Origin of the sequence: Streptomyces sp. TN58 (assembly GCF_001941845.1) — a bacterium.
GTDB lineage: Bacteria > Actinomycetota > Actinomycetes > Streptomycetales > Streptomycetaceae > Streptomyces.
This window is the reverse complement of the sequence record NZ_CP018870.1, coordinates 7,359,848-7,385,256: the sequence shown is the minus strand read 5'-3', so window position 1 is coordinate 7,385,256 and position 25,409 is coordinate 7,359,848. Positions and strand designations below refer to the sequence as shown.

General features: G+C 73.8%; 23 protein-coding genes. 3 read left to right on the top strand and 20 right to left on the bottom strand.

From position 1 onward, the window contains the following. Positions 1–2 precede the first annotated feature (2 nt). On the bottom strand, positions 3–1,178 hold the full coding sequence (locus tag BSL84_RS33510) for a hypothetical protein (RefSeq protein WP_075972367.1): 1,176 nt from the start codon (positions 1,176–1,178) through the stop codon (positions 3–5). Between the two features lie 284 nt (positions 1,179–1,462). On the opposite strand from BSL84_RS33510, the gene BSL84_RS37695 reads away from it, so the two are divergent. After that, positions 1,463–3,868, top strand: a complete 2,406-nt coding sequence (locus BSL84_RS37695; RefSeq protein WP_159393607.1) for a bifunctional serine/threonine-protein kinase/ABC transporter substrate-binding protein — start codon at positions 1,463–1,465, stop codon at positions 3,866–3,868. 200 nt (positions 3,869–4,068) lie between these two features. On the opposite strand, the gene BSL84_RS33495 is transcribed toward BSL84_RS37695, so the two are convergent. From BSL84_RS33495 to BSL84_RS33475, 5 genes are all read right to left on the bottom strand, one after another. Beyond that, positions 4,069–4,494 carry a VOC family protein gene (locus BSL84_RS33495; protein WP_030031519.1) on the bottom strand — a complete coding sequence of 142 codons (426 nt, stop codon included), beginning with the start codon at positions 4,492–4,494 and terminating at the stop codon, positions 4,069–4,071. Positions 4,495–4,563: 69 nt separating this feature from the next. Then, on the bottom strand, positions 4,564–5,946 hold the full coding sequence (locus BSL84_RS33490) for a mycothione reductase (RefSeq protein WP_075971896.1): 1,383 nt from the start codon (positions 5,944–5,946) through the stop codon (positions 4,564–4,566). Positions 5,947–6,055: 109 nt separating this feature from the next. Continuing rightward, positions 6,056–6,658: a TIGR03086 family metal-binding protein gene (locus BSL84_RS33485; RefSeq protein ID WP_045323215.1), complete on the bottom strand. Its 603-nt coding sequence runs from the start codon at positions 6,656–6,658 to the stop codon at positions 6,056–6,058. A gap of 75 nt (positions 6,659–6,733) precedes the next feature. Next, positions 6,734–7,264: a DoxX family protein gene (locus BSL84_RS33480; protein ID WP_045323216.1), complete on the bottom strand. Its 531-nt coding sequence runs from the start codon at positions 7,262–7,264 to the stop codon at positions 6,734–6,736. Positions 7,265–7,433: 169 nt separating this feature from the next. Continuing rightward, complete coding sequence (locus BSL84_RS33475) at positions 7,434–7,973, bottom strand: GNAT family N-acetyltransferase (RefSeq protein ID WP_079273390.1); 540 nt, start codon at positions 7,971–7,973, stop codon at positions 7,434–7,436. Positions 7,974–8,179: 206 nt separating this feature from the next. Between BSL84_RS33475 and BSL84_RS33470 the strand changes: the two genes are divergently transcribed. Beyond that, positions 8,180–8,470, top strand: a complete 291-nt coding sequence (locus BSL84_RS33470; RefSeq protein WP_030032010.1) for a hypothetical protein — start codon at positions 8,180–8,182, stop codon at positions 8,468–8,470. 97 nt (positions 8,471–8,567) lie between these two features. Here the strand turns inward: BSL84_RS33470 and BSL84_RS33465 are convergent, their stop codons facing one another. The 6 genes from BSL84_RS33465 to BSL84_RS33440 all read right to left on the bottom strand — a co-directional run bounded on the left by BSL84_RS33465 (position 8,568) and on the right by BSL84_RS33440 (position 15,125). Further along, entirely contained in the window at positions 8,568–8,861 is a 294-nt protein-coding gene (locus tag BSL84_RS33465; RefSeq protein ID WP_045323217.1) for a WhiB family transcriptional regulator, read from the bottom strand. A 178-nt stretch (positions 8,862–9,039) separates the two neighbouring features. Continuing rightward, complete coding sequence (locus BSL84_RS33460; RefSeq protein ID WP_078849145.1) at positions 9,040–9,795, bottom strand: class F sortase; 756 nt, start codon at positions 9,793–9,795, stop codon at positions 9,040–9,042. Next, positions 9,792–10,616 carry a hypothetical protein gene (locus BSL84_RS33455; protein WP_030032626.1) on the bottom strand — a complete coding sequence of 275 codons (825 nt, stop codon included), beginning with the start codon at positions 10,614–10,616 and terminating at the stop codon, positions 9,792–9,794. Before BSL84_RS33455 ends, BSL84_RS33460 begins: the two co-directional genes overlap by 4 nt. Beyond that, on the bottom strand, positions 10,613–11,161 hold the full coding sequence (locus BSL84_RS33450; protein ID WP_045323219.1) for a ribosome-inactivating family protein: 549 nt from the start codon (positions 11,159–11,161) through the stop codon (positions 10,613–10,615). The genes BSL84_RS33455 and BSL84_RS33450 overlap by 4 nt, the downstream gene beginning before the upstream one ends. A gap of 431 nt (positions 11,162–11,592) precedes the next feature. Beyond that, positions 11,593–12,564, bottom strand: coding sequence for an FAD binding domain-containing protein (locus BSL84_RS33445; RefSeq protein WP_075971894.1), 972 nt, complete (start codon positions 12,562–12,564; stop codon positions 11,593–11,595). Next, complete coding sequence (locus BSL84_RS33440) at positions 12,561–15,125, bottom strand: molybdopterin-dependent oxidoreductase (RefSeq protein WP_075971893.1); 2,565 nt, start codon at positions 15,123–15,125, stop codon at positions 12,561–12,563. Before BSL84_RS33440 ends, BSL84_RS33445 begins: the two co-directional genes overlap by 4 nt. 284 nt (positions 15,126–15,409) lie before the next feature. Between BSL84_RS33440 and BSL84_RS33435 the strand changes: the two genes are divergently transcribed. Beyond that, positions 15,410–16,645: a hypothetical protein gene (locus tag BSL84_RS33435; protein WP_075971892.1), complete on the top strand. Its 1,236-nt coding sequence runs from the start codon at positions 15,410–15,412 to the stop codon at positions 16,643–16,645. Positions 16,646–16,687: 42 nt separating this feature from the next. Here BSL84_RS33435 and BSL84_RS33430 read toward each other — a convergent pair whose 3' ends face one another. The 8 genes from BSL84_RS33430 to BSL84_RS33395 form a co-directional block, all read right to left on the bottom strand. After that, positions 16,688–17,035, bottom strand: coding sequence for a VOC family protein (locus BSL84_RS33430; RefSeq protein ID WP_075971891.1), 348 nt, complete (start codon positions 17,033–17,035; stop codon positions 16,688–16,690). A 40-nt stretch (positions 17,036–17,075) separates the two neighbouring features. Further along, a complete protein-coding gene (locus BSL84_RS33425; RefSeq protein WP_075971890.1) occupies positions 17,076–18,332 on the bottom strand; it encodes a M20 metallopeptidase family protein in 1,257 nt (418 codons plus the stop codon). Between the two features lie 288 nt (positions 18,333–18,620). Further along, entirely contained in the window at positions 18,621–19,313 is a 693-nt protein-coding gene (locus BSL84_RS33420; protein WP_075971889.1) for a CE1759 family FMN reductase, read from the bottom strand. Continuing rightward, positions 19,310–20,443 (bottom strand): LLM class flavin-dependent oxidoreductase, encoded by a 1,134-nt coding sequence (locus BSL84_RS33415; RefSeq protein ID WP_045323226.1) that lies wholly within the window; start codon positions 20,441–20,443, stop codon positions 19,310–19,312. Before BSL84_RS33415 ends, BSL84_RS33420 begins: the two co-directional genes overlap by 4 nt. 147 nt (positions 20,444–20,590) lie before the next feature. Next, on the bottom strand, positions 20,591–21,361 hold the full coding sequence (locus tag BSL84_RS33410; protein ID WP_045323227.1) for a hypothetical protein: 771 nt from the start codon (positions 21,359–21,361) through the stop codon (positions 20,591–20,593). A gap of 117 nt (positions 21,362–21,478) precedes the next feature. Beyond that, positions 21,479–22,084, bottom strand: a complete 606-nt coding sequence (locus tag BSL84_RS33405) for a hypothetical protein (protein ID WP_075971888.1) — start codon at positions 22,082–22,084, stop codon at positions 21,479–21,481. 197 nt (positions 22,085–22,281) lie between these two features. Continuing rightward, entirely contained in the window at positions 22,282–23,241 is a 960-nt protein-coding gene (locus tag BSL84_RS33400; protein WP_030031051.1) for an ABC transporter substrate-binding protein, read from the bottom strand. Between the two features lie 28 nt (positions 23,242–23,269). Next, the gene (locus tag BSL84_RS33395; protein WP_420711208.1) at positions 23,270–25,156 is read right to left on the bottom strand and encodes an ABC transporter permease; all 1,887 of its coding nucleotides are present in this window, start codon (positions 25,154–25,156) and stop codon (positions 23,270–23,272) included. Between the last annotated feature and the right edge of the window lie 253 nt (positions 25,157–25,409).

Below are 25,409 nucleotides of genomic sequence, written 5' to 3'. Positions count from 1 at the left end.
GGTCAGAGGTTCAGTCGGAGGTTCAGGGCGTCGGAGCGGCGCGGGGTCGGGGTGCGCAGCGCCTCCAGCCGCCGCTCCGCCAGCCTCAGGTGACCGGGATCGGGCAGCGGAAGAGCTCGCAGCAGGTCCACCAGATCCGGGCCCGACGCCAGCGCCCCGGCCCGGTCCTTCACCTGCGTCCAGCAGTACAGGGCACCTGCCGCCGCGTCGCGGACTTCGGCCGCGTCGGCTCCCTGCCACTCCAGCCGCGCCCGCCCCGCGTCCACCCACAGCCGCGTCGCCGCCGCGAAATCGCCGGCCATCCGCGCAAGGTCCGCACGGATCTCGCCACACCGGACCCCCTCCGGCGATGTCCCGCCCCATCGCTCCACCACGGCCCGCTCCCACGCTCTCGCCAGCGCATCCGCCTCGCCGTGGCGACCCTCCAGCGCCAACGCGTGCAGACGTGCCCGCGGATCGCCCTCCACCCCACCCGTCGCCACGGGGCCGGGTTCATGGCGTACGTGACCGGGCGCCGGAGCACGCCGCATCTCCAGCTCCCGTGCCGACGGCACCACCCGCGTGCCCGGCTCCAGCCCTGCCGACCCCGCCGCCAGCACGTGCAGCTCCACGTTGGACGGCCGCACCGGAGCCCGCCGGAGCTGATCGATCCACTGACGGGTGTACCCGCTGACGCCTCCACCCCCCGCGGGCGCGTCCGGCCCTCGCACGACCCCGTACACCTCCACCCCCGGCGCCCACGCACCATCCGGCAGCGCCTCCCGGTCGCACACCAGCGGCCAGGCCGCCTTGTCCGCCACCAGGTCGACCACCATCGTGGTCACACCTCCCGAACGCGTGCGCAACTCCCCCACCAGCCACTCCCACGGCAACGAGGTGTAGCGCACGCTGCCCGGCGTCGTCCCCGCCAACGCGACGAACAAGCGCCGGCCGCGCCGATCGGCCGTCAGCCGCCCCGACACGTACAGGAACACCGGACCCGCCGCCGCCACGGCCGCCCGCAAGCGCGCCAGCACCGTGTTCGGATCGCGCACCCCCTCCAGGCACACCATGTCGGCAGGCGCCTCGCAGCCCAGCAGCGCATCCGGCGGGACCATCGCCAGCGCGGCGACGTTCTCACCGGGAGACAGCACCACACCGCCGCGGCGCACCGCGGCGTCCGCCGCCAGCAACAGCACGTGCCCCCGCGGCGCCTGCCCCCGACCACCACCACCGCCGCCGCCCACACCACCGAAGTCCATGGGGCGACGCTATCCACACCGCACCTTCCACCCGCACCAAACCCGGAGAACAGCACACGAACACACGAAACCCAGCGCGACCGACGCAGCGGCGATCACGGTCCGTGCGAAGGAACTTGGTCCGACGTACCAGGAAGGGCACGTCGCGCCCTCGTCAGCGCCGCCGGGATCAAGCCAGACTTCCGTCACCTGATCGGCTCAGCAGGATCTAGAGTGTGCGCGTGACCGAGCAGAATCCCGCACTCATCGCCGGCCGGTACCAGCTGGTCGAACGCATCGGCCAGGGCGGTATGGGCCGGGTTTGGCGTGGCCTGGACCAGCATCTCTTCGGGCGCGAGGTCGCCGTGAAGGAGATCCTCTTTCCGCCAGGGCTGGAGGACGGCGACCGTGCCGCACTGCTCCGGCGGTTCATCGGCGAGGCCCGTGCGGCGGTCACGCTCAGCCACCCCGGGATCATCACCATCCATGACGTGGTGGAGCACGACGGCGCGCCCGTCATCATCATGGAGCTGGTCCGCGGGCAGTCCCTGGCCGCCGCCATCCGCAGCGGGGGCCGACTGCCCGTCCAGCGGGTGGCCGAGATCGGCGCTGCCCTGCTCGATGCGCTGACCGAGGCACACGGAGCGCGGATCGTCCACCGTGACCTCAAGCCGGACAACGTGCTCCTGACCAAGGACCGCGTCATCCTCACCGACTTCGGCATCGCCCACCTCGCGGACGCCACGACCAGGCTGAGCCACAGCGGGACCGTCATCGGCACGCCCCAGTACATGGCGCCGGAGCAGCTGGAGGGCAAGCGCCCGACCGCGGCGAACGACCTGTGGGCGCTCGGCGCCACCCTCTACCACGCCGTCGAAGGGCGACCGCCGTTCGACGCGGACGGTCTGCACGCCCTCGCCGTGGCCGTGTTCACCCGACCGCACCGGCCGCCCGTCCACGCGGGCCCGCTGGCACCCGTGCTGGACGCCCTCCTCACCAAGGACCCGGCGCAGCGGGTGGAAGCGGCGGAAGCGGCCGAGATGCTGGCGTCGGTGCTGCGCACCGCCTCCTCCCCGTCCGGTGCGTCCACCGGGCGGGAGTCCGGTGCGCAGCCCGGTCACACGCCCCTGCCCGACCCGCGGACGCCCTCCGTACCGCAGGCACCTGAGCCGGGGCCGGGGCCGGAGCCGGAGCCGGAGCCGTCCACGACGCCGCTTCCGACGCCCACGGTCCCCGAATCCGCGTCCTCCGCCGGCAACACGCCGCCGCCCTCCGCGCCGGGCCGGCCGGCCGACCCGCCCGTGCCGCAGGTCCCGGCAGAGGACCCGGCCGTACCGGGGACCAGGCCCGAGACCAGGCAGGTCAGGCAGCCGGCCGCCGCCGGGCGCGGCCTCACCCGGCGCTCGGTGGTCCTGGGCGCGGCGCTGGCGACCCTCGCCACGGGCTCGGTCCTGACGTGGACCCTCAGCCGTGACGACGACCCCGGCAGCGGCGGCAAGTCCACTGGCAGCGGGGCACCCGCCGGCTCCGTCACGGTGGTGATCGGAGTGGACGCACCGCTCAGCGGCGGAATGTCCTCGATGGGCGCCGGCATCAAGAACGCCGCCGACCTCGCGGCCAGGACCGCCAACGAATCCGGACACGTCCCCGGCGTGAACTTCGAGATCAAGGCCCTGGACGACGGGGCCGATCCCGCCAGGGGCGCCTCCAACGCCGCCCGGTTCGTGTCCGACGAGAAGGTGCTCGGCGTCGTCGGGCCCCTCAACTCCGGTGTCGCCAGGACCCTGGTGGCACCCCTTGCGCAGGCGGGCATGGCCGTCGTGTCCCCCGGCAACACCGACCCCGTGCTGACACTCGGCTCCGACTGGGCGTCGGGCAGCCGGTCGCGTCCGTACTCCACCTACTTCCGTACCGTCGCCACGGACGTCGACCAGGGGCCGTTCGCCGCCGGGTATCTGCACGGCGAGGCGAAGAAGACCAAGCTGTACGTCGTCGACGACGGCGGCGCCCACGGCACCGCCCTCAGCTCCCGTTTCACGGCCGCGTTCACGAGACTCGGCGGAACGGTCGTCGGCACCGAGCAGGTCGATCCCGCAGAACGCGCCTTCGAGGGCCTGGCCACGAGGGTGCGGGCGTCAGGAGCCGACGCCGTGTACTTCGGCGGCTACTACGACACCGCTGCGCCCATCTCCCAGCAGCTCAAGCAGGCCGGGGTGAACGTCCCCCTGATGGGCGGCGACGGCATCTTCGACCAGCAGTACCTCACGTCGAACCCGAAGGCCGAGGGCGACCTGGCGACCAACATCGGCGTGCCCGCCGGGGAATCGGCCGCGGGACAGGACTTCCTCGCCCGGTACGAGAAGGCGGGCTATCCGGAGGCGGCCGGCTGGTACGGCCCGTACGCCTACGACGCGACGTGGTCGCTGATCGAGGCGGTGAAGACCGTGGTCGCGGGCAACGGCGGCACCCTCCCCGGCAACGCCCGGGAGAAGCTGCCGCAGGCCGTCGCGGGTCTGGCCTTCGACGGTGTCACGGGCCGGGTCGCCTTCGACGGCAGCGGCGACACCGTGAACCGCCGCCTGACGGTGTACACGGTGAGCGGCGGCAGCTGGACGGCCGTACGGAGCGGATCAGCCGCCGCCCGCTGACGCACCACGCGGCCCGGCCCCGCCGCCGGACACCGCCCTAGAGCTGCGACCGCAAAGGTTCACCGGGTCACGGCGCCCGGCACGGCACCTCGCCGCGTTGTCGGACCACGCACGTACGTCCGGTACGAGCCGTGGGGCCCTCCGCCTTGCGATGCACCGCACTGAACACCGCGCCCCGGCAAACCTTTCCGGCCACAGCACTAGCCGATTCGTTCTGCCAGAGCGACGATGATTCCCGCCGGGCCTCGGAGGTTGCAGAGGCGGTAGACGTTCTCGTACTGCGCCACTTCTCCGAGGAGTTCGGCGCCGTGGCGGCGCAGGCGCGTGATCGTGTCGTCGATGTCGTCGACGGCGAACATGACGCGGTGCAGGCCCAGTGTGTTGGGTGGCGGGGCCGGCGGGCCGGCGGTGATCGCCGCGGGGGTGTGGAACTTCGTCAGCTCCAGCCTGCTGTGGCCGTCGGGGGTGCGCATCATCGCGATGGCGCTGCGCACCCCGTCGAGGCCGACCGTCCGGTCGGCCCAGGTTCCCTCGATCTGCGCCTCGCCTTCAAGTTCCATGCCGAGTTCGGTGAAGAAGGCGACGGCAGCCTCCAGGTCGTCGACGACGACGGCCACGTTGTCCATCCGCTGGATCGCCACGGTGTGCTCCTTCTGTGTTTCGCGGGCTGTTGCGCGTCAAGTAGTCGGCCCCCCTTACCGGCCGCCATCGCCGAGATCCAGGTCGCGGAGGGCGTTGGAGACCACCTCGGTGGGTGCGGGGTGGATCCACAGAGGGGAACGGGCCAGGTCGAGGGCCTTGATGCCGAAGCTCATGGCGATCACCAGCGGCTGGATCAGGCTCGCGGCCTGCGGGCCCAGGATGTGGGCGCCCAGCAGCAGTCCCGTGCGGCGGTCCGCGAGTACCTTGCAGAAGCCGGTGGTGTCCTCCAGCGCCCAGCCGTAGGCGGTGTCGGCGAAGCGGCGTACGGAGACGGCGTAGTCGAGTCCTTCCTGACGGCACTGCTGCTCGGTCCTGCCGACCTGCGCGATCTGGGGGCGGGTGAACACCGCTGCGGGGACGGCCTCGCGGGAGGTGCGGACCGGCGCGTCGGGGTGGAGCAGGTTGTGCGCGACGACCTGGGCCTCCCGGTTCGCCACGTGCTTGAGCGGGAAGGGGGTGCACACGTCTCCGAGGGCGAACACGCCCGGCGCGCTGGTCCGCTGGAAGGCGTCCACGACGACACGGCCGTCGTCGTGCAGGTCGATCCCGGCTCGGTCGGCGTCGATCCGGTCGCTGTTGGGGGTACGTCCCACCGCCACGAGCAGGGTGTCCGCCTCGACGGCCGGGCCGTCGTCCAGGACGAGGCGGAGGCGGCCCGGTTCTCCCTCGACGCCGGTCAGCGCCGTGCCCGTACGCACGTCGTAGCGCTCGGAGGCGACGGCGGTGTAGGCGGCGGCGATCGACTCGTCCTGGTCGGAGAGCAGGGTGTCCTCCTGCTCGATGACCGTGATGCGGCTGCCGGCCGCGTGGAAGACGTGCGCGAGTTCGGCGGCGATGTAGCCGCCGCCCAGCACCGCGAGGTGCTTCGGCGGGCGGTCCAGGCGCATGACGGTGTCGGAGGTTTCGTACGGCAGTCCGCCGTCCCGGACCGGCGGAGGAACGGCCGGACGGCTGCCCACGGCCACGACGATCTGCTCTGCCCGCAGCGTGACCGTGTCGGCGCCGGTCCCGACGGTCAGTGTCCGGTCGCCGGTGAAGCGGGCGCGTCCTTTGAGGACGTCGATGTTCGGCGAGCTGCGCCGGCCCTGCTCCCCCTCCGCGGCCTCCCGGTCCAGGCGGCCGAAGACCCGGTCGCGGACGGCGGGCCAGTCCACGCGGCCCGGCGGCGTCCGGACGCCCGAGCGGGCGGCATCGCGGATCGTGTCGGTGAGGTCCGCGACGTGCACGAGCATCTTGCTCGGGATGCACCCGCGGTTCAGGCAGGTGCCGCCGAACGGCCCCTCGTCGACGACGGCCACGTCCAGCTGCGAGAAGCGCTCGTCCACGACGGCGTTGCCGGAGCCCGCTCCGACGATCACGAGATCATGAGTTCGCATGCGCCGGAACGTACCCCCGCACAGCGGGCATATCCGTGCCCGGCGCGCGGGGAGTGGCGCTCGGCCCCAGGCCCGGCACGCCGTGGGTCGGGCCGCCCGGCCGTCTGCGTCACGGCGTGGCCGCAGGGGTCCAGGCGGGGTCGCGTCCGCTCAGCCCGACGGCCCGGTCCAGCAGGGGGGCGCCGTCCGGTACGGGCACGAGCGGGCCGTAGATGCCCCCGCCGCGGGTCTCGTCCTCGGCGGCGGCCAGCAGGAAGTCGTACGCGGCGCGCAGCGCGGCCTGGTCGGGTGCGTACTCCTGGCCGGTGGCCCGGGCCAGGTCCCAGCCGTGGATCACCAGTTCGTCGACGGCCACCGCGCCCGCGATGTCGCCGGGCAGGTCCACGCTGCCGGCCCGGGTCATGCCGGTCCAGGCGGACGGCTCCCGCCAGGCCTCGGCCAGTTCGGCGAGCGCCCGGGGCAGTTGCTCGCGCCAGTCGGCGGGCAGCGGGGTGGAGACCGGGTCGGGGACGGTGTCCGTCGTGGGGCCGAGGTCCTTGCGGGCGGCGTCGCGGAAGGCTACGGCCAGGCCGGTCAGGTGGACCAGCAGGGCGCCGACCGGGTACTCGGGGCAGGGCGTCGGGTCGTCCAGCCGCGTGTCCGGGACGCGTGCCGCGAGGCGGGCCACGACCTGGGTCTGTGCTTCCAGGTCCAGGATCGTGCTGTCGGTCATCTGGCGCTGCTCCTTGGCGGTGGGCGGGAAGGGGGTGCACGCCTGGCCGGCCGTCGGCCGGCCCGTCCGGTCGGCTCACTCCTCCTGGCGCACGTCCTGGTCCGCCTGGTCCTGTGCGCGCTTCATGACGACGGCCGCCGCTGCGAGGCCGCTGGCGGCGAAGGCCAGGGCCAGCATCCACCGCTGGTCGAAGGTGTGGCCGGTGGCGTGGTCCAGGGAGTAGCGGCCGGGTCCGGCGAGGCCGATGGCGGCGGCGGTGAACCCGAGGAACGCCGGATACTCGAACCCGCCGCCCTGGGCGAAGAAGCCGGCGGGGGCGTGTACGGCGACGGCGCCCGCCATGGCTCCGGCGGCCGCGGCGCCGGCCGCCGGCGTGGCGAGGCCCAGGGCGAGCAGTGCCCCGCCGCCGGTCTCGCCGAGTCCCGCGGCCAGGGCGCTCTGCCGGCCCGGGGTGTAGCCCATGTGCTCCATCGCGGCCGCGGTCTTGTCGAGTCCGGCGCCGCCGAACCACCCGAACAGCTTCTGCGTGCCGTGTGCCATCAGCACCGCTCCGGTTCCGGCCCGTAGCGCCAGCAGCGCGAGATCGCGTCGGTTGATGCAGCTCATCGTCAGTCTCCCTGGGGCGGCGGTCCGGTCGTGGGGGGATGGCCGTGCGGCGGGGACATCCGTATCCCGTCAGGACCGCGGCGACCCGCGCCCCTCGCGCAGGTACGCCGAACGGACGACCGCCCGGCGGAGCAGCGCGCGCCGCGCGGGTACGCCGTAGGGCCTGAGGTCAGCGTGGGCCGCCGTCGAGGAAGGGGCGGAAGTCGGAGGCGGAGGAGGCGTGGGAGGCGGAGGAGGTGTCGGCTGCCTGAAGCCACACGTAGCCGACCGGCTGGGCCTCGTTCCAGGCCGCGGCGAGGGCGGGGTCGACGGGGGCGAAGCCGGCCCCCTTGTAGCACCGCAGGGCTCTCGCGTTGTCCGGGTGCACGCGCATGAAGACATCGGAGAAGCCCGCCTCGACGGCGCGGGCGAGGAGGCCCCGGACCAGCACGCGGCCCAGGCCGGTGCCCCGGACACCAGGTGCCACGATGACGCGGGCCAGCTCGACCTCGTCCTCCTCGGTGTCGAGCCAGAGCTCTCCGTAACCGAGGATCTGCTCGCCGTCCACGAGGACGTGGGCCTGGAGGTCGGCGTCCCGCTGCCAGTCGGTGACCGCCCGGGCGGGCACGGGGAACTCCCGGCGGCCGCACCACAAGGCGACCTCGCCGGCCGAGGCGGGCCAGCCGGCCACCAGGGTGGCGTGAACAGGGGAAAAGGGGAGAAGATGCATACCCGCCGGTCCGTCCGGAGTCACGTTCCGGCCGTTGCCGCCCCGCAGGGCGACACTACGTGGTCCCGCCTGGCCGTCGTACCCGGATTTCGTGCGCGTTCCGTCACCGCGGCGGGGCGGCACCCCCGCTCCGCAGGGCGCGCGGCGCCCGGCGCGTTCACACTGGCAGGACGACGAGTGCGTGTGCAGTGCGGCAAGGAGGCCGGATGAGCTGGGCATCGTGGACCACCTGCGGGATCTTCGCCGGCCGGGACGGAGTCATGACCGGCGAGTCGGGGCCCGTGCTCACGGGTGAGCTCGACATCCACACCACGTGGACCGAGGTCGAGGGCATGGCCTACGTGACGGTGCAGTACAGCGGGGCGTCGGACTGGCTCCCCCTCGCGGGGAGCCCCGTACCCTGCGCCAGTGAGGAGGCGAGCCGCGCCCTGCACGAGGCCGTCATCAACTCCGTACGTGCCGGGGCCCGCCTTCCCCTGAGCACCGGCCGCCCCTGAGGTCCGGACTTCCCTGCCCTTTGGCCCGGCCTGAGCGCCTGAGGTCCGGCCTTCCTGCGCCCTGGTCTTGGCTGCGGTCCTGCGGTCCGCCGTGCCGTCAGGCTGCCGTGCCCACGGTCCGGCGCGCCGCGTGGGCGCGGCGTTCCTCCGTGGTGAGCCCGCCCCACACCCCGTACGCCTCTCCGGTGTCCAGCGCATGGCGCAGGCATGCGGCTCGCACCGGGCAGCGGGCGCATATCTCCTTGGCCGCCTGGTCGCGGGCGGCGCGGTCCTCTCCGCGCTCCCCCGCCGGGTGGAAGAACGTGCGCGAACCCATGCCCCGGCAGGCCGCTTCCGTCTGCCACGCCCAGTGGTGCTCGGCCAGGCCCGGGAGTCGGGACACGTCGGACATTGCTTGCTCCTTCCGCGGGATGGTGATGACGAAGGCTCGCCTGCTCACGATCCGGCGGATGAAACGTCCGTCGCGGCGGGACCGCCGGCGGGGTCCGCCGGCCGCAGTGGGGGGTTTGCGGCCGACGGACGTCCCCCGGGCCCCGCCGTCCTGGCTACTGGTGCGCGGCGGCGGCGGGCTACGCGGCGTCCGCCATGCGGGCGAAGACCACCACGTTGCTGTCGTAGTAGTGCTTCTTCGGGTCGAAGTCCCCGCCGCAGGTCACCAGGCGCAGGCCCGCGTGGTCGAGGTTCTTGTAGACCTCCAGCGTGGGGAACTCGGCCTTCGGGTACTCGCTGACCCGGTCCACCTTGAAGGTGACCGTCTTGCCGTCCTTGCGGGTCACCTTGATGGTGTCTCCGCCCTTCATCGTCTTGAGCTTCTCGAACACCGCTGCTGCTCCGTTCCACGTGACGTGTCCTGCGATCACGGCCGGCCCTTGGGAGCCGGGCGTGGGGCCCGGCTCGTACCAGCCCGCGAGCGCGGGGTCCTTCGGGGTCTGCATGGTCCCGTCCGCGTTCTGCCGCAGCGTCTCCAGGGAGCTGGTCAGGTTCAGGGAGGGGATCGAGATCTTCTGCGGCTCCGACCGGGCGAGGGCCTTCTCGGCCCGGCCCGAACCGGCGCCCGCACCGGCGCCCGCGCCGCCCGCTTCCGTGCCCGTACCGCTCTGCGATCCGTCCGCGGACGCCGGGGCGTCACCGCCGGCGGGGGCGGCCTGCCCGGCCTGCCCCGGCGGGGCGGGCGGCTTGGCCGCGTCCTGGCCGCCGCACCCCGCGAGGAGGATGGCGGCAAAGGCCGCGGCTGCCAGCGGGCGTACGGTGCGGCGCGCGGTACGGCGGCCGGGCCGCTCGGCCGACGGGCTGGCCGTGGCGGGTGCGGCGGGGTCCTGCTTCACGCGCCGCCTCCCGTGGTGTCCTGGCGTACGGGGACGGCGGAGTCGCGCTTGCGCGTGAGGGCCACCGCACCGGCTGCCACGGCGAGCACGGTGAGGGCCACGCCGTCGCGCATCGTCACCTGCACCGAGGCGTTCTCCAGGGCACCGCCGCCGGTCTCGATGGCTCCGACGGGGATGGACCCGACGGCCGCGCCCTTGACCTCTCCGCAGTTCGTGGGGGCCGTGGCCTCCTGGGGCAGCTTCGGGTCGAGCTCGCTCTTGCCGGCGCCCTCGAAGTCGTACTTGCCGTTCTTGTTGCGGTCGATGCCGTGCTGGACGACGTGGAGGTCCTTGATGTGGTCGACCACGTCCTGGCCGACGGTGATGGTCCGCTTGTAGGACAGCTTGCCCCTCTTGTCGGCGACGGGCATGCGGTCCACGGCGAGACCGCTGGCGGGCTTGGTGTCACCCGACGTGGTGAGGGAGATGTTGATGTCGCCGTAGTCGTGCGTGGCCTCGGTGTTGCTGAGGACTCCGTCACGGTTGGTGTCGTCGGTCGCGTCAGGGCACTTGAAGTCGTGTCCCTTCGTCGAGCCGTGCAGGTGCTGGGCCGACGGCGATCCGGGCACCATGCCTTCCGACTCGATCTGCACGGTCAGCTGGTTTCCCTTGAGGCTGAGCATGACCGTGCCGCGGGACCCTGACTCGTTGAGCTGTGCCAGGTCGATCTGGTACGCCTTTGCGTCTTGCGCGAGAGCTGGTCCGGAAAGACCGAGGGTCAGGAACACGGCGGCGGGTACAGCGGCGAGAACCACGTGGCGACCGGCACGCTTGACTATCACATTCGCTCCTGTTCCGTTGATCCCCGGGACGGGAATCGCAGATCGTACGGGGTGGAAACGAGCCCCCGGAGAGGGCCTCGTTCCTTCTTCGGCGCCCCGACGCCTTTGGATTGGTGTCTGTTTGAAGATTTTCCGGCGCCCACTGCGTCCGTCAGCCTTCCCCCGGTCATCCAGATGCGTGACATCGCATCGGCCAGTGCGGGAAATCGGGCGGCGTCGCAGAGCATCACCGAGAGCACGAGCATTCCGTGCGCGGTGGATTTCGGATCACGGTTCCGGTGCAGCCACATGACCGCGTCGCCCAGGGGGCGGCGCCCCAGGAGGATTCCCGGGCCCCGTACGCCCGCGGCCGCCATCAGGTCGCGGCGCCGGCCGCCGAACGGCAGTTCCTGCGTGCGGCGGATGCCGGGTGGGGGGGCCGTGTCCCGCACGTGGCGGACGTAGGCTTCGGGCGGGGCCTGCCCGTTCTCGAAGGTGTTGCGGAATCCGATGATGCGGGGGCCCGCGTGGTGCGGGCGGAGCTCCATGTAGAGCTCGATGAACAAACCTCGAAGTTGAATACGGAGAGGGAGGTGGGTTCTCCCGTCATCTCCCGGGCCGGCCATGCTGAAAGGACCGTGAGCAGCTGCCGCTCTCGACCGGATGGCCGACGTCAGGAGCCGATACTCTTCCACCGATGCGTACGCCGAGGAAAACGACACGGGTTTCAGCATGGCCGCCTGCATCAGGAGGAGGAGCCGGGACCCGGACTCCTCGTCAGTAATCTGAACGGAATCGGTTCGGCCTCGCTGTACTCACGCACGCGCATCCACCGCCTTCGACATCATTTCCGGTCGCCGGCGGGTGACGTGGTCCCCATCGCCGGTTTCGGTTTCGGTTCGGTCTCGACCTTTGTAGTCGGCCCGGCGGTGAACGGGCCAATAGTTGGCCTCTGTTGCTAAGAAATCAGCGCATGGTCCGGGCGGGTGGGATGCGGTCAGCGCGCCGGGCCGGCGGTGGCCGTCCCGGCCGCCTGTTCGAGGGCCTCCAGGACGGTGTCGCGGAACAGCGTGGTCTTGTAGCCGGTCTGCGGCAGCGGCCGGCAGCGGTCCAGTACGGTCGCCGCCGCCTCGGCGAGGGTCTCGGGGGTGGCCTCGCGGCCGATGAGCGCGGCCTCCACCTCCGGGAGCCGCAGCGGGACGCGGGCCACTCCGCCCGCGGCGACGGCGGCATGCGTGACGGTTGCCCCGTCCAGCGCGAGCCGGGCGGCGGACTCGACCAGGGGCCACTCGGCGTGGGCCCGGCTGGTGGCCCGGTGGCAGGCGGCGCGTTCACCGGGCAGGGCTGCGGGCAGCCGGACGGCGGTGAGGATCCGGTCCGGCGGCAGCAGGTGGTCGGCGTGGTGGAGCCGGTCGCCGTCGCCGTACAGGTCGGCGACGGGGCGCGGGGATTCGCCGTGGATCTCGGCCTCGGCGTCGTAGGTCAGCAGGGCCATCGCCAGGGTGGACGGGTGCGGGGTGACGCAGGGGCCTCCTCCGCTGACCACGCCGAAGTGGTGGTCGCCCTCGCGCGCGGGGCAGCCGGAGCCGCCCTTCTGCAGGCAGCTGACATGCGGGTTGCGGTAGTACCAGCAGCGGTTGCGCTGCAGCAGGTTGCCGCCCACCGTGCCCGCGGCGCGGATCTGCGGGGTGGCCGCGGTTGCGGCGGACGCCGCGAGGGCGGGCCAGCCCGCCCGTACCTGCGGATCGGTGGCGAGCGCGGCGAGGGTGGTCAGCGCGCCGATCCGCAGCCCGCCGCCGGGCAGCGGCCTGGCGCCGTACAGGTCGGCGATGCCGTCGAGGTCGGTGAACGGCCCGGTGGAGACGCCGCTGCGCTGCCGGGCGCCGGTGTCGGTGCCGCCGGCGCGCAGCTCGCCGCCGCGGGCCCGTACGGTGGCCGAGAGGTCGGTGAGGTCGGGCTCGGTGCTCACGTACGCAGTCCTTCCAGGAGCCGGTCGGGGCGGATGGGCATGTCGTACGGGCGCCAGCCGGTCGCGTCGCGGACCGCGTTGGCCAGGCACGCGGCCGTGGGCAGGGTGGCGATCTCGCCGAGGCCGACACCGCGGCCCGGGACGTGCTCGAAGCCCTCCTGGTGGAAGTGGACGGTGATCTCGGGGGTGTCGCCGATTCCCGGGATGCGGTAGTCCTCCAGGTTCTCGGTCAGCACCCGGCCGGTGACGGGGTCGGCGCGCCGTTCCTCGTACAGGGCGTAGCCGATGCCCTGGATGACGGCGCCCTCGCACTGGCCGCGGGCCAGCCGGTCCTCGTGGATGCGGCCGGCTGCGATGCCGCTCCAGACGCTGAGGGGGCGGATCCGGCCGAGGCGGGTGTCGACCTCGACCTCGGCGACCTGCACCGATCCGGTGAAGCCGCGGCCGACGGCGAAACCGCCCACGGCGAAGGGGGTGACGAAGCCGCGGCGGTCGCGCGGGCGCCGGCCGGTCACCCGTACCCCGTGTGCCGCGTCGAGCCGGGCGGCGACGTCGGAGCCGCCGAGGGCGTCGCGCAGCCGGGCGGCGGCGTCGAGGGCGGCGGGCACGAGGGAGGGTGTGGTGCGGCTGCCGCCGGAGACGGGGCCGTGGACGGCGTCGCTGTGGCCGATCTCGGCGCGTACGCGCGTCTGCGACAGGCCGAGGGCGTCGGCGACGGCCCGGCGCAGCACGGTCCGCGAGCCGGTGCCCATGTCCTGTACGGCGCAGCGTGCGACGACGGTGCCGTCGTCGACGGTGAGTTCGACTTCGGTGACGGGGTCGAGGAAGTACAGCCAGTTGCCGGCCGCGACGCCGACGCCACGGCGGAAGCGCCCGGTGCCGCCGCGGGGGCCGGACCAGACGGGCAGGGCCGCGGCCCGCTCGTACAGGGCGTGCCGCTTCGGGTTGCCGTCCCAGCGGCGGCGCAGGGCGATCGGGTCCTGGCCGAGGCGGCGGGCCATCTCGTCGACGGCCTGTTCCAGGGCCCAGCACAGGGTGGGTCCGCCGGGGCCGCGGAAGGGGGCGCCGGGGGGCCGGTGGGTGACGGTGTCGAAGTCGCGGAGCCGGCGGGGGGCCTTGCCGTACATGAACCGGGCCAGTGCCGCCACGGAGCCGCCCACCGAGACCCCGCCGTCGTGGTCCGCGTCCATGGCCAGCGCGCTCAGCTCGCCGGCCGCGTCCGCGGCCATCGCCAGCCGGATCCGGGTGCCGGGCCGGTAGCCGCCGTCGGTGAGTTCCTCGTCGCGGTCGAGTACGACCCGTACGGGTGCTCCGTGCAGCCGGGCCAGTTCGGCGGCGGCGACGACGTCCGGGGTCAGGCCCATCTTGCAGCCGAAGCCGCCGCCCACGTGGACGGCGCGGGCCACGACCCGTTCGGGGGGCAGGCCGAAGCGTTCGGCGGCGAGTTCGGCCACGCGCTGCACCGACTGGGTGGAGACCTGGAGGTGGAGGGTGCCGTCGGCCCAGTGGGCGAGGCAGGCGTGCGGTTCGAGCGGGGTGTGGGTCTGCGCGGCGGTGGTGAACACGCCTTCCACGACCCTTTCGGGGCTGTTGGTGCGGGCCTCCCGGATGCGGCGTACGGCGGTGGCGGGCCGCTTGCTCATGGCGGACGGGCCCCTCAGGTTGCCGCGCCACCGGGCGGGCACCAGCTGGGGTGTCTCACCTGCCCCGGGCGCCCGTTTGCGGGCCGCCTTGTCCTCGTAGACCAGCGGGCCCTCGCCGGTGCGGGCCAGGCCGGCGTCCAGGGCCGCCGGGAGCACTTCGTAGTCCACCGTGACGCGCGCGGCGGCGGCTCGGGCGGCGGCCCGGCCGGGGGCGGCGACGGCGGCGACGGGCTGCCCGACGTACCGCACCACGCCGTCGGGGGGCAGCAGCGGTACGAAGGGCAGGTCGCCGGCTTCGAGGGAGCGTACGTGCGCGTGGGCGTGCGGCGAGCGGATGATCAAGCCCTCCAGCAGGCCGTCGGGGTACAGGTCCGTGGTGTAGCGGGCCGATCCGCCGGCCTTCTCGGGGGCTTCGGTGCGCGGGACGGCCGGCGCCTGGCTGCCGGCCGGTGCCGTGTCGTAGTCGCCGGCGCAGGCCGCGGCCACCGCCCTGAGGATGCCCTCGTAGGCGCCGCAGCGGCAGAGGTGGCCGGCGAGGGCTCCGGCGATCTGCTCACGGCCGGGCCGGGTGGGGCCGTGTTCGGCGCGCCACCGGTCGTGGAAGGCGGCCGCCTCGACCACGAACCCGGGGGTGCAGTAGCCGCACTGGAGGGCGTCCTCGCCGGCGAAGGCGCGTGCCATGGGGTGGTCCGCCAGGCCCTCCACCGTCGTCACGCGCCGTCCGGCCAGCCGGGCGGCGGGGGTCAGGCAGGAGACCCGGGGCACGCCGTCGACCTGGATCGTGCAGGCCCCGCACACTCCGCCCGCGCAGACCAGTTTGGTGCCGGTCAGGCCCAGGCGGTCCCGGACCACCTCCACGGCGGCCGGGTCGCCGTCCACGTCGACCGTGCGGCGGGCGCCATTGACCTCGAACTCCACGAGATGCACTCCTCAGCCGTGGGGTGGTGACCGTCGGAGCCGCACGCTCACCGTCACACTCCTTGATAGCCGGTGTCCGGGGGCGGCGCAGTGCGGTGCTCACCCGGTCGCGGGCGGGACGGCGCCGGCCGGGAGCGGGTTCAGGTCCCGGGCCGTGGCGTGGAGGCCGTTCGCGGTGGCGTGGAGGCCGTCCGCCGTGGCGGGGAAGCCGTCCGGTGGTTGCTCCGTTCGCGGGGCACGTAAACCGCTTCGGGGTGCGCCGGGGCGCGCAGTAGCATCCCGGGATGCCGAACATCAGGACCTTGGCCCCCGAGGCCGGCCGGATCGACGCCGCCGGGCTGCGGGCGTACGACGCCGACCGGCTCGCGCGCTGCGCCGTCGACCGTGCGGCCCCGTGGTGGCGCCGGACGGCCTGCGTGGAGGCCCTGACGGGCCGGGTCCCGCAGGCGCGGCTCGGTGAGCTGCTGGCGTGCGTCCGCGACGGCGGGGACAACGGGACGGTCCGCAGGGCTCTGCTGGGCCTGCTGTCGGACCGGGCCGAACTGCTGCCGTGGCTGCGGCACGAGGACCGCCGCGGTGAGGAGGCGTACGGCATGCCGGAAGCGGTGCTCAAGGCACGCGGGGCTCTGGGGGACCTGACGGCGGCGGCGGAGTTGGCGACGCTCGCGTTCAGCCACTGGTCGTCCCGGCGGGCCGTCGGTGAGGCCGGGATGGACGCGCTGGTGGAGCGGTACGGGGCCGGGGCGGTGCTCGGCGGGCTCGCGGCCGGCCGGCCGGAGGACCGGGCCGCGGCCGTGCGCCTGCGGGACCGGGCCGGCGAGGACGTCGTCGACGCGCTGGCCGACCCGGACCCCGCGGTGGCGCACCTCGCGCAGTCGCTGCTGACGTGCCCGGACCGGATCCGCGCCTACCTCGCCGAGGCCCCGACGGCCGACGCCGCGCTGTGGGCGGCGTACGCGCTGCACCGGCTGACCGGTGACGCGGCGCGGACGCGCGCCGTGTACGAGTCCCTGGGCCGTCCGCGGGTGGAGGTGGAGGGCCTGGACGAGGAGGTGCGCCGGGCGATCGTCCACGAGTACGGGCACGAGTGCGAGAAGCAGAGCGATCCGCGCTGGCGGATCGAGGCCCTGTGTACGGACTCGCCGCATCCGCCGGACGAGGAGCGGCAGGTGGCGGAGGAGGAACGGCGGCTGGCTCTGGCGGGTGCCGCGCTGACCGCGGCGGGGCTGATGCCGCGTCCCCCGCTCTCGTGCGGGCAGGTCCACCGTCAGGGCGGCGGGACGTACCACGTGATCGGGTACGGGGAGGGCGGCCGGAGCGAGGTGCTCGTCAGCACGCTGGGTCCGTTCGCGGGCGGCGACGGGGACGACCCGGCCGCGCGCGCCGCCCTGGAGGCGGCGGGCTTCCACTGGATCGACGGGCCCGCCGGCGCGGTCCGTGTCACGGGCCTCGGCGTCTACTACTTCGGGGCGCGCGAACCGCTCGACGTCAGCACGCTGCTGTTCTACTGGCAGGACTGACGGCTGACGGCTGACGTTCGGGACCGTCCGCGCGGGGGCGGGTCAGGCGGGCTGCCACAGTTCGACGCGGTTGCCTTCGGGGTCGGTGACCCAGCCGAAGCGGCCCACGCCGTCCATGTCCTGGGTTTCGGCCGCCACGTCGGCGCCCTGGGCGCGCAGTTGAACGAGCATCGCCTCCAGGTCCGGTACCCGGAAGTTGAGCATGGTCTGCTGGGCGCGGGTGCCGAAGTAGTCGGTCCCGGACTCGAAGGCGGCAAAGACCGTCGGCCCGTTCTCCTGGTGCCACAGGTCGTCGGCGTCGAGGCCCAGGCAGTCGCGGTACCAGGCGGTCAGGGCCGCCGGGTCGGCGGCACGCAGGAAGTAGCCGCCGATTCCGAGCACACGTTCCATACGGCCATCCTGCCAGGGCGGTAGGGCCTGCGCCGCGCGGTCAGGTGACGGGGCGCTGGGCGCCCGCGCCATCACCGTCACCATCGCGGGGGTGGGTTGCGGTGTGCAGGGCCGCGGCCGCGTGGACGGCGGCGCCGACGGCCATGGCGTCCTCCTCGAAGACCACGCGGTTGGAGTGGATGTCGGGGGCCTGCGCCGGTGGGGTGCCGGGCGGACACGCCCCGAGGAAGGCCATCGCGCCCGGCACTTGTTGCAGGACGTACGAGAAGTCCTCGGCGCCCATGATCGGCACGGGCAGGCGGTGGACCCTGCCGGGGCCGAGGAGCGCGGCCGCGGCCTCGTGGAGAGCTGCCGTGCGGGCGGGGTCGTTGACGACGGGCGGGTAGCCCTCGGTCAGGGTGACCTCGGCCTGTGCTCCGTGGGCGGCGGCGACGTGTCGGGCGATACGGGTGATGCCGTCACGCACCGACTGCCGGGTGGCGGGCGTGAGGGTGCGGAAGGTTCCGTGGATCTCGGCGGTCTCGGGGATGACGTTGCCCGTGGTGCCGGCGTGGATCGAGGCGACGGTGACCACGGCCGGGTCGAAGACGTCGACCGTCCGCGTGACCATGGTCTGCAGGGCCTGGACGATCTCGCAGGCGACGGGGACGGGGTCGAGGGCCCGGTGCGGGGCGGAGGCGTGTCCGCCACGGCCGCGTACGGTCACGTGCAGCCCGTCGGACGCGGCGAAGGTGGGTCCGGGCCGCAGGTGGAGGGTGCCGGCGGCGAAGCGTGTGGTGACGTGGAGGGCGAAGGCGGCCGCGACACGTCCGCCGTCGGCGGTCTCCAGTACCCCTTCGTCGATCATGTGCCGGGCGCCGCCGCCGACTTCCTCCGCGGGCTGGAACATGAAGACGACGCCGCCGGCCAGTTGGGGGCGGCGGGCCGCGAGCAGCCGGGCCGCCCCGACGAGCATGGCGGTGTGCATGTCGTGTCCGCACGCGTGCATGGCCCCGGGAACCGCGGAGGAGAAGTCGAGGCCGGTGTCCTCCTCCATGGGCAGCGCGTCCATGTCGGCGCGCAGCAGCACCGTGCGGCCCGGCCGGTCGCCTTCGAGGCGTGCGGTGACGGAACTCAGGCCCACCCCTGCCGCCACGTGCAGGCCCAGCCCGTCCAGGGCCTCCAGGACCGCCTGCTGTGTGCGGGGCAGGTGCGCGCCGGTCTCGGGGTGGCGGTGGATGCGGCGGCGCAGCGCCACCATGGCGGGCAGGGCGGCGCGCGCATCGGCGAGCAGCCCCTCGAAGGCGGCCGACGTCATCGCAGTGCTGCCCGTAGCGGTGGCGCGGGGGTGTGCGCGGGGTGAGTCCGGCGGGTGTGCGGCGCGGCGGGGCCACCGCCGGGCGGCGAAGCGACGTGCACGGCGCCTCCTCCACGGGAGCGGGACGGGAGCGGGAACGGGCGTATGGGGCGCCTGCCATGGTGCCCCGTGCCCGGCCGCCACGCCGAGATGCCGTATGCGGCGCGCCGCGGTGGCGACGGGTTCGTGTCGGTCCGCACCTGTCCACGGTGCCGTGACCGTGGACAGGGCGGGCGTGGAGGGCCGGCGTCAGGGGACGCGCAGTGCGGCCAGGCGTTGCTCGAAGGGCACGGTCACGAAGCCCTCCGCCGGGTCCACGGACGTGATGGCCCCGGTCAGCGAGCGGGGGGCGATGGCGGCGGCGGTGTCCACGTCGACGGCGCCACCCGGGCCGGCGTGCTGGACGGCCGGGGCCGCGACTGTGGCGGCCGTGCCGGCGGCCGTGAAGCGTGCCAGCTCTGCGCCCGCGCGGGTGATCCGCTGGGCCAACCCTTCCCCGCCCCAGTCCTCGGAGGCCGCGTACACGGCGGTCGGCAGGACGAGGGCGCGCAGGTAGGTGAAGAGCGGGCGCAGGGCGTGTTCGGTGACGAGGGAGTGCCGGGCCGTGCCGCCTGTCGCGCCCAGGAGCACCGGTTTGCCGGTGAGGGCGTTCTTGTCGATGACGTCGAAGAACGACTTGAACAGTCCGCTGTACGAGGCCGCGAACACCGGTGTCACGGCGATCAGCCCGTCCGCGGCGGCCACCGCGTCGAGTGCGGCGGCCAGCCGGGCGGACGGGAATCCGGTGACGAGGTGCTGGGCGATCTGTGTCGCCAGGTCCCGCAGCTCGACGACCTCGGTCTCGGCGTCGACGTGCTCCAGGGTCGCGGCGGCGAGCCGGTCGGCGAGCAGTCGCGTGGAGGAGGGCGAGCTCAGCCCGGCCGATACGACGACGATCTTCATGCCTGTGCCTCCTGCGTCTGCTGCTGCGAGGTGTTCTCGTGCTGCGGGGCCTTTCGGGCCGCCGCCGCTGCCACGCGGGCGGAGTGCGTCGGCGCGTCGGGCACGCCGGGGGCGCGCAGGTTCGCGAACTCCTTGCGCAGCACCGGCACGACCTCTTCGCCGAGCAGGTCGAGCTGTTCCAGGACGGTCTTCAGGGGCAGGCCCGCGTGGTCCATCAGGAACAGCTGGCGCTGGTAGTCGCCCACGTAGTCCCGGAAGGACAGGGTCCGCTCGATGACCTGCTGGGGCGAGCCGACGGTCAGCGGCGTCTGGGAGGTGAACTCCTCCAGGGACGGGCCGTGGCCGTAGACCGGCGCGTTGTCGAAGTACGGGCGGAACTCGCGCACCGCGTCCTGCGAGTTCCTGCGCATGAACACCTGGCCGCCGAGGCCGACGACGGCCTGCTCGGGGGTGCCGTGGCCGTAGTGGGCGTAGCGGCGGCGGTAGAGGTTCACCATCTGCTCGGTGTGGGAGGCCGGCCAGAAGATGTTGTTGTGGAAGAAGCCGTCGCCGTAGTAGGCGGCCTGCTCGGCGATCTCCGGCGAGCGGATGGAGCCGTGCCAGACGAAGGGGGCGACGCCGTCGAGGGGGCGGGGAGTGGAGGTGAAGGACTGCAGCGGGGTACGGAACTTGCCCTTCCAGGTGACGGAGTCCTCGTCCCAGAGGCGGCGCAGGAGCGCGTAGTTCTCGATGGCGAGGTCGATGCCGTCGCGGATGTCCTTGCCGAACCAGGGGTAGACCGGTCCGGTGTTGCCGCGGCCCGTCATCACGTCGACGCGGCCGTCCGCGACGTGCTGGAGCATCGCGAAGTCCTCGGCGATCTTCACCGGGTCGTTCGTGGTGATCAGCGTCGTCGAGGTCGACAGGATGAGGTTCTCGGTGCGGGCGGCGATGTAGCCGAGCATGGTCGTCGGCGAGGAGGGCACGAACGGCGGGTTGTGGTGCTCGCCGGTTGCGAAGACGTCGAGGCCGACCTCCTCCGCCTTCTGCGCGATGGCGAGCATCGCCTTGATGCGTTCGTGCTCGCTGGGCACGCGTCCGGTTGTCGGATCGGCCGTGACGTCGCCGACGGTGAAGATTCCGAACTGCATGGCTCCCCTTCCCAGGGTTGTTTACGATTCAACTATGCGTGGGAACGAGGGGTGCGTCCGCGGTATTCCCGACCCGCCGGGCAGGGCGGCCCCGCCGCCCGGCGGGCGGTCTCCGGACGGCGGAGGTCAGCGAGGCCGGCAGGTGGGTCAGGCGGGGGCGTTCCAGGCGGTGGTGAGCCCGTCCAGCCATGCGGGCGGCAGCTCCACGGCGTCCCACTCCTCCCGCAGCTCCCGCGGGGCGGCGGCGAGCCGCTCCAGCACGGCGATGCTCGTGGCGGAGTGCAGGAGCGAATACCGGCCGTGCATCGTGATGGCGCTGTCCGGCCCGTACCCGGCGAACATCCGCTCCAGCCGGGCCCGGTGGTCCGCGGCGAACTCCGTCAGCCGTCCGGCGTATCCGGCCCGCTGCCGGGGGCTCATGGTGCCCAGGACGGCGGCGAGGACCTCGTCCGTCACCTCCGGGTCCAGCTCCGAGACCGTGGTGAACGTCAGGTACAGGGGCGTGAGCGCCACCCGCGCCCGCTCCACCTCCATGCGCCGGGGCCGGGGCCGCTCCCCCGCCGGGCCCGGCTCGCCCTCCGCACCCACGGCCCGTGCCAGGGCCCGCTCGGTGACGGCGCCGAGCTCGTCCAGGACCTCCCGGGCCCCGTCGAGCCGACCCGACTCGTACGCCTTGTCCTCGCCCTCGTCCTCGTCCCGGTCCCGGTCCCCGTCCCCCGGCACGGTGCGGGTGGGGCCGCCGGCGCCGCTCAGCTCCCCGTGCGCGAGCGCCAGCGCGCCCGCTTCCAGGAGCCCGATCAGTTGCCGTGCGTCATCGGACGGGACCCCCGCCCGCGCCAGGAGCTGCAGCAGTGTCGCCCTCGCGTTCTCGACGCTGACCTCGTCCGGCCACTGCCGCCCCCCGTCGGCCACGCTCATCAGATCCTCCTCATCACATGGGTCAAGGGCACCGTAGGCCTTGATCCTTCCAGACCGCCGCCGGCCCCGCAGACCCGTGCGCGGGCGGCCGGACGGGGCGTTCGGCCGCCCGCGCCGTCAGGGGCGCAGGCCGGCCCGCCTGAGTGCGATCGCGGACAGGGCGGAGATGGCCTCGGGGTCGCCGCGGCGCCAAGCGTCCGCGAAGCCGCCGGGCGGGGCCGGGATCGCGGACAGGTCGCCCGGCGGACCGGTGAGGGCGCGCAGCGCGAGCAGGTCGGCGCCGCCGGGGGCGGTCAGCAGGCTCCGGACGGCGGCGCTGCGGCGGATCCAGCGCAGCCGCAGGGGCAGCCACAACAGGAGGACGCAGGACACGGGGACGACGATCAGCGCGAGCGCGGCCAGGAAGGCCACCTGGCCGACGATGTCCTGGAACGACTGTCCGGCGTCGGCGATCCCGGTACCGGCCTCGGCCGCGGAGCGGAAGGGGGTTTTCAGGAGATCGCCGACGAGCGGCACCCGTGATGCGGTCTCGCCGGCGTCGTCGAGGGCGGCGGCCAGGCTGTCACCGGAACTCTCCACCTTCCGTCCGGGCTCGGCCAGCAGCATGATCGCGTCATGGACGGCCAGGGCGAACGCCACCGCGGCGGCGATCAGGAGCAGCGCGGTCAGGTCGGCGAGGATCTGGCGGTTGCGGCGCGCGGGGGTCTGGGCGTAGAGAAGCAACGACTGCTCCCGTCACTGGCGTCGAGAGGACCCGGTCCCCCGACCGTACGCGGGACCGGGCCCTTCCACAGGGCCATCGGGGCACGGGTCCCGGACACCCTGCCAGGTTGGCGCAGCGCCGTCCCCCGCGGCGGGAGGTGTGGGCGTGCCCTCCCCACCAGGTGGGGAGGGCACGGGCCGGTCACGTCGGGCGTAGGTCAGGTCAGCCAGGGCTTCCAGACGGCCTCGTTGCGTTCCACCCACTTCTTCGCCGCCTGCTGCGGGGACAGCTTCTCCTCGGCGATCATCAGCGAGACCTCGTTCTGCTGCTCCTTCGTCCAGTGGAACTTCTTCAGGAAGTCGGCGGCCTCTCCACCCGACTCGGCGAAGCGCGTGTTGAGGTACTTCTGCAGCGGGGTGTGCGGGTAGGCGCAGGCCACCTTCTCCGGGTCGTCCGCGCAGCCCTCGGTGTACTCCGGCAGCTTCACCTCGGTCATCGGGACGCGCTCGAAGAGCCACTGCGGCTCGTACCAGTACGTCAGGAAGGGCTTGCGCTCCTTGGCGAACTGCTTGATCTGGGTGATCTGGGCGGCCTCGGATCCGGCGAAGACCACCTCGTAGTCCAGGTCCAGGTTCTTCACCAGCGCCTTGTCGTTGGTGATGTAGGACGGTGAGCCGTCCATCAGCTGGCCCTTGCCGCGGCTCTCCGGTGTGCGCAGCCGGTCGGCGTACTTGTCGAGGTTCTTCCAGTCGGTGACGTCCGGATGCTCCTGCGCGAAGTACGTCGGCACGAACCAGCCGATGTGGCCCGTCACCCCCAGGTCTCCGCCGCGGGTGATGGTCTTCTTGCCCTCGACGTACCGCTTCTCCTGCTCGGGGTGGCCCCAGTCCTCCAGGATCGCGTCGACGCGGCCCTGGCTGAGGGCGTCCCAGGCGGGGACCTCGTCGACCTGGACGGTGTCCACGCGGTAGCCCAGCTCGTGTTCGAGGAGGTAGGAGGCGACGGCGGTGTTCGCCTGGGCGCCGACCCACGACTGGACGGAGAGGGTGACGGTCTTCGCCCCTTCGGCGGCGGCGTACGGAGAGGACTGGCGGGTCATGTCGGCGGCCCCGCAGCCGGTGAGGACGGCGAGTCCGGTGGCGGCGGCGAGGACGGCCGCGCCGCGGCGGTGGCGCATGGGGCGCCGGTGACGGGTGTCGCGCATGTCAGGCCTCCTTCGCGGGCTGGGTGACACGGTCGAGGAGCAGGCCCAGGCAGACGATCGCCGCGCCTGCCACCAGGCCGGTGGCGAGGTCGCCCTGCGCGAGGCCGAGGACGACGTCGTAGCCGAGTGCGCCGCCGCCGACGAGGCCGCCGATGATGACGACGGCGAGGACGAGGACGACGGCCTGGTTGACGGCGAGCAGCAGCGCGGGCCGGGCGAGCGGCAGCTGTACCTGGCGCAGCAGCTGTGCGCGGGTGGCGCCGAGCGAGCGGGCGGACTCCACGGCGGCCGGGTCCACCTCGCGCAGGCCCTGGACGGTGATCCGGACGACGGCGGGCAGGGCGTACACGATCGCGGCCGCGGCGGCCGGGGCGCGGCCGACGCCGAACAGCGCGACGACGGGGATGAGGTAGACGAACTGGGGCAGGGTCTGACATATGTCGAGTACGGGCCGCAGCATCCGCTCCGCGCGTGCACTGCGCGCGGCGCCCACGGCGATCGCGAATCCGAGTACGAGGGTGACGGCCACGGCGGCCAGGACCTGGGACAGGGTGTCCAGGGAGGCTTCCCATACGCCGAGCACGCCGACCGCGCCGAGGGCGAGGACGGCGGTGACGGCGGTGCGCCAGGTGCCGGTGCGCAGGCCGAGCGCGCAGGCCAGCAGGAGGAGCAGCCACCACGGGGCGGCCTGGAGTCCGCTGCGCAGCGGGTCGAGGATCCAGCCGGTGAAGCGGGCGGCCCAGTCGGCGGTGCCGCCGACGACGGGTACGCCGGAGTAGAGGTGGTCGGTCATCCAGGCGACGGCGGAGTTCACCGGATCGGCGACGGAGACGGTCCAGGACTCGGGCCATACGGGCGTGCCGGCCATCCGGCCGGCGACGGCGGCGGCCACCGCCGCGAGGAGGGTGAGCAGGCGGCCGTACCAGCCGGAGAACACCCGCCGCAGGAGGTGTTGTTCGTCGAGGGGTACGGGGTCCGCGCCGAGGCGGCGGCCCGCGGCGTCGGCGATGCGGTCCAGCACGACGGCGAGCAGCACGATCGGGATGCCGGCGGCGAGGGCGGCGCCGACGTCCACGGTGGCGAGGGCCTGGTAGACCCGGTCGCCGAGGCCGCCCGCGCCGATGACGGAGGCGATGACGGCCATGGACAGTCCCGTCATGATGGCCTGGTTGACGCCGAGGAGGAGTTGGCGGCGGGCGAGCGGCAGTCGGGCGGTGAGCAGCCGCTGGCGTCCGGTGGCGCCGAGCGAGGCGGCGGCTTCCATGACGCCCTTGTCGGCCTCGCGCAGGCCGAGGGCGGTGAGGCGGGCCATGGGCGGGGCGGCGTAGACCACGGTGGCGAGGACTGCGGCGGGTACGCCGATACCGAAGACCAGGACCATCGGCAGCAGGTACGCGAAGGCCGGCAGGATCTGCATGGTGTCGAGTACGGGGCGCAGTACGCGGTCGGCGCGCGGGGACAGCCCGGCGGCGAGGCCCAGCAGGGCGCCGAGTACGACGGAGGCGGTGACGGCGACGACCATCAGCGCGAGGGTCTGCATGGTCGGCACCCACATGCCGAGCAGTCCGCAGGCCGCGAAGGCGGCGGCGCAGGTCGCGGCGAGGCGGACACCGGCGAGGCGCCAGGCGACCAGGGCGGCCAGGGCGGTGACCCCGGTCCAGCCGGCGGCCAGGAGGAGCAGGTACACGGCGCGGACGGACACCACGACGGCGTTGCTGACGTGGCCGAAGAAGTGGAGGAACAGCGGGTGGCTGTCGCGGTGGTCGATGATCCAGTCGCCGGCGCGGCCGAGCGGGCCGGAGAGGTCCACGGCCAGTGCGGCGGGCCAGCTGCCGGCGCCCGGGAAGGCGAGGGCGAGGGGGATCAGCAGGGCGGCGGCGACACCCATCGGCAGGAGGAACGCGCGGCCCGCGGCCAGGCCGCGCGGACCTCTGCGGGGGCGGTCCGGCGCGGTGGGTGCGGTGGACGCGGTGCCGGAGGCGGCAGGGCCGTCGGCGCGTGTGGCGGCCGGCACGGCCGCGGAGGGGGCGGCGGCACGGGAGCCGGGGATGCGGGTCTCGGCGGGGGCTGTCGTGTGGGCAGGGGTCGCGGTCATGCGCACCACCTCCGTGTGCCGGGGACGGGGACCGGGGGACGGGCGG

Excerpts from the sequence above, each read along its gene's own strand:
- BSL84_RS33495 (WP_030031519.1), bottom strand. The coding sequence starts at position 4,494 with ATGGACAACGTGGCCGTCGTCGTCGACGACCTGGAGGCTGCCGTCGCC.
- BSL84_RS33490 (WP_075971896.1), bottom strand. The coding sequence starts at position 5,946 with ATGCGAACTCATGATCTCGTGATCGTCGGAGCGGGCTCCGGCAACGCC.
- BSL84_RS33485 (WP_045323215.1), bottom strand. The coding sequence starts at position 6,658 with ATGACCGACAGCACGATCCTGGACCTGGAAGCACAGACCCAGGTCGTG.
- BSL84_RS33480 (WP_045323216.1), bottom strand. The coding sequence starts at position 7,264 with ATGAGCTGCATCAACCGACGCGATCTCGCGCTGCTGGCGCTACGGGCC.
- BSL84_RS33475 (WP_079273390.1), bottom strand. The coding sequence starts at position 7,973 with ATGCATCTTCTCCCCTTTTCCCCTGTTCACGCCACCCTGGTGGCCGGC.
- BSL84_RS33470 (WP_030032010.1), top strand. The coding sequence starts at position 8,180 with ATGAGCTGGGCATCGTGGACCACCTGCGGGATCTTCGCCGGCCGGGAC.
- BSL84_RS33465 (WP_045323217.1), bottom strand. The coding sequence starts at position 8,861 with ATGTCCGACGTGTCCCGACTCCCGGGCCTGGCCGAGCACCACTGGGCG.
- BSL84_RS33435 (WP_075971892.1), top strand. The coding sequence starts at position 15,410 with ATGCCGAACATCAGGACCTTGGCCCCCGAGGCCGGCCGGATCGACGCC.
- BSL84_RS33430 (WP_075971891.1), bottom strand. The coding sequence starts at position 17,035 with ATGGAACGTGTGCTCGGAATCGGCGGCTACTTCCTGCGTGCCGCCGAC.
- BSL84_RS33425 (WP_075971890.1), bottom strand. The coding sequence starts at position 18,332 with ATGACGTCGGCCGCCTTCGAGGGGCTGCTCGCCGATGCGCGCGCCGCC.
- BSL84_RS33420 (WP_075971889.1), bottom strand. The coding sequence starts at position 19,313 with ATGAAGATCGTCGTCGTATCGGCCGGGCTGAGCTCGCCCTCCTCCACG.
- BSL84_RS33415 (WP_045323226.1), bottom strand. The coding sequence starts at position 20,443 with ATGCAGTTCGGAATCTTCACCGTCGGCGACGTCACGGCCGATCCGACA.
- BSL84_RS33410 (WP_045323227.1), bottom strand. The coding sequence starts at position 21,361 with ATGAGCGTGGCCGACGGGGGGCGGCAGTGGCCGGACGAGGTCAGCGTC.
- BSL84_RS33400 (WP_030031051.1), bottom strand. The coding sequence starts at position 23,241 with ATGCGCCACCGCCGCGGCGCGGCCGTCCTCGCCGCCGCCACCGGACTC.
- BSL84_RS33395 (WP_420711208.1), bottom strand. The coding sequence starts at position 25,156 with ATGGGTGTCGCCGCCGCCCTGCTGATCCCCCTCGCCCTCGCCTTCCCG.